This window comes from Flavobacterium collinsii, from assembly GCF_902804485.1.
Lineage (GTDB): Bacteria > Bacteroidota > Bacteroidia > Flavobacteriales > Flavobacteriaceae > Flavobacterium > Flavobacterium collinsii.
Genome location: NZ_CADCST010000162.1, coordinates 22,668 through 26,423, shown reverse-complemented (window position 1 = coordinate 26,423; position 3,756 = coordinate 22,668). Strand labels below are relative to the sequence as shown.

The following is a 3,756-nucleotide window of genomic DNA, read 5'->3' as shown; positions in this document are numbered from 1 at the left end:
TTTTTAACAATATTAAAATTACTTTAAAAATTTAATTGCTCCTCAAAATCAAGATAAGTTAGCAAAGAATAAAGAGATTTTAAAGAGTTTAATTTCAGAGTAATCTGTTTCAAATCATTTAAATACTGTTGCTATTATGAAAAAGGAATACTCAAAATTAGTAATTATCTTTTTTTTCATTTCTTCGTTACTATTAGGCAATCATAGTTTTGGAAAGAATATAGAACGAAAAGAAAAAAGCAACAATAAGTACTGTACTGAATTTGGCTCTTTGTTAAATAATAAAAAGGAGAACGCTATTTCATTCAATACTTTTTTTGTTAATCCAAGTATAAAGCTAGATTCAGGTAACATTACTGGAGCAGGGGGAATTAATATTAATACAAAAGGGTGTTCATCTGGTTATGAATTGCTTGATAACACAAATACGGGGGCTACTTCGACTTTTAGCTCTCCTAATGGTCTTGTTATGTCTATGGTAATAACATTAACAAACCCTCAAGATGGAACTAATGAACAACTTTCTATAGGCGGTATCTTTGCAGAAATTTCTGTAGCAGGGAATGGTACTGCTAGTTTAGTGATTACTAATAATGGATCTGCTAGTACAAATGCCATGCGAAATGTGTTAAATGATTTGATATACAAAGATTTAGCAGTAAATCCTAATACAGCTGTTCAGAGACAATTAACTGTTAAAGTAACAGACATAACAGGATTGACATCGAATACAGCCACTGCTTTTTTTAATGTGACTAAGGCTGCAAATTCGGGTAATGCAACTGGTCCGTTATATGTTTTTACAACTGGTAGTACAGTAGATCTTTTTTTGGGGCTAGACGGAACTCAAGACGCAGGTGGTACATGGGTAGATGTTGATGGTACAGGTTCACTTATAGGTAGTATAGTTACAATCCCAACTTTGCCTATTGGTGGATCTACATTTAGGTATGATGTAGTAGCTCCTGTTCCTTGTGGGACATCATCGGTAATTCTTGTTGTCATCAAAATGGATGTTAGTGAGTTAGTAATGACCTCTCCAAATTCATGTGGAGTCATAGAAACTCAATATAGTGATCCGTTGTATTCTGCTAATTCTAATGACCCAATATTCACAAATATAGTTGGTACTACTTCAGGACAATTGGTATGTCCAGCAGGAACAGGAGTGACCACTTATGATTGGTATAAATTTAATCCAGTAACAAATTCATATTCTAATTATGCTTTGGGTAGTACAGCATCACAAGTAAATTTGCCAGATGGGGGATATTTAATTGTTCGAACAGACTTGACTGGTGTAAAAGAAGGTCGCGCTTGGATATGGAATTTGCCTTCTGGTATTCCTAATGCAGGACCAGATATTTCAGTCTGTGAAGGAATAGCGACAAGTTTGAACGGAAACGTAGGAGGTACTACACAAACATTTAATCATTACAATCCAGTACCTAGACCGTTAAAGATAACTAATACAACTAAAATTTCAGTAAAATTTAGTGCAACTCATACTTATGTTTCGGATTTGGCGTTTTATTTTATAAACCCTGCAGGTACAAAGACCATTATTTTGGGAGCAAATCAAGGGAATGTCTGTAATAGTGGAAATAATGTAAATAATTTGACATTTACGAATCAAACACCAAATGCTTATTTTAATTTTTGTGGAATGGCAGTGCCATTGACAGGAACATTTAATGGTTATTTTACCGGCCCCTTAGGAGAAACACCCGCCAATACAAATAAATTAATTAATTGGGGTCCGCTAATTGGAGAAGACGCCAATTCTGGTGGTTGGAAAGTTCGAATTTATGACTGTGTTGGTGCTGATATTGGTAATCTTACAAGTACAACTATAATTTTTGATGATGGAGCAGGTAATGTAAGAACCTATACTAGCGGATCTATTAGTGTACCAATTACTGATAATTCTTGTACGCCAGCAACTGCTTCTACCTATATAGTTCCTTCTCCTGCTGCGGTTGTAATACCTAATACATTGACTATAAATAATAATGTAGGGGTAGGAGGAGCTTTAGGCGGTTATCAATGGTCTTATAGTACGGGTGGACTTTCTGGGCCTTATTCAAATTTTAATAATAGTACTTTAACTCCGTCATTGTCATTCAATACCAATACTTGGGTTAAATTAGCTTTGGATAATGGATTGGGAACTTGTTTAGCAGAGGATACACTCGTTGTTACCGTAACTCCTTCTCCAAGTATAAATACAACACAAGTTGCTACAGTTTGTTCTGGAAGTACTTTTACAGTGACACCAACGAATGGATCAGGAAATACAATTCCATTAGGAACGACTTATAGTTGGTCAGCACCTGTTGTAGCAGGGATTACAGGTGTAGCTGCTGGAACGAATGCAACAGCAATTAGTGGTACATTAACCAACACAACCAATGCTGCAATTATAGTGACTTATAATGTCGCTCCCGCATCAGGGAGCTGTATAGGGACTAGTTTTACCGTTACTATTACGGTCAATCCAAAACCAAGTATTACCACAACACAGGCTTCAACAATTTGTTCAGGAAATAATTTTGTGGTAACACCAACTAATGGAGGAGGGAATATTATCCCTTCTGGTACAACGTATAGTTGGTCAGCACCTGTTGTAGCGGGAATTACAGGGATTACTTCGGGGACTAATGCAACGAATATTACTAATACTTTAAATAATATAACAAATGCTAGTATTATAGTTCCATATACCGTAACTCCAACCTCTGGATCCTGTTCGGGTAGTAGTTTTGTTGTAAATGTTACTGTTAAAGCTACTCCTATAGGTGTCGCTGCTACGAAGACAGTTTGTAGTGGTCGCCAAACAGTCAATCAAGTATTAACTACAAGTCCTTTTATTTCAGGAACTACATTTACCTATGCTACACCAGTTGTTACAGGAGGGATAACAGGGGGAAATGCTCGTAGTACAGGAAGCACAGCAGATATTACGGATATTCTTGTAAATCCTACAGCTGCAATTCAAACGGCTACTTATACCATTACGCCTACAACTCCTTTGGGATGTGTAGGAGCAACTTTTACAGTGGTTGTAACAGTAAGCCCTGTTCCTATTTTGACAGCTAGTCAAGTTCAGAATTTGTGTTCCAATACTAGTGGTAATGTAACAGCAAGTTTAGTATTGACAACCACTCCCTCTTTAAGTGGAGCAGGCTTTACCTGGACACCTCCAGTTTTATCGGGAGGAATGACATATACAGATCATGGATTTGGCACAAGCACAATAATAGATGATTTTCATAATCCTACAACGCAACCACAAACAGCAACATATTCTGTAACACCCATTGCATCAGGTCCATTGGGGGGGTGTATAGGTAATGATGCTACTGTGGTAATTACTGTTAATCCTAATCCTATTGTTACCGCAGGTTTGGTTCAAACTATTTGTAGTGGACAGACCACTAATAGAAGTTTATCATCTACGAATTCGGCTGTGGTTTATAGTTATCCAGTTCCAACTATTTCAGGAGCTGGAGGCAATGTTACTGGTGGGATTGCTAGGTTAGTTCCAAGTGCTTTACCAATAACAGATCTTTTAGTAAATACTAGAGGAGTCATTCAAACAGCTACTTATATGGTAACGGCATTAATTAATGGCTGTCCTGGAAATCCAGTTGCAGTAACGATTACTGTCAATCCAAGTCCGAATGGGGTACCTGCTCTTAAAACTATCTGCAGCGGACAGACCGTTAACCAATTATTGAGTACTAGTCCATTAGT

General features: G+C 37.0%; 1 protein-coding gene. It reads left to right on the top strand.

From position 1 onward, the window contains the following. Positions 1-136 precede the first annotated feature (136 nt). Positions 137-3,756, top strand: a 3,620-nt coding sequence (locus tag FLA105534_RS22885; RefSeq protein WP_173968391.1) for a beta strand repeat-containing protein, incomplete at its 3' end; no start/stop codon positions are given.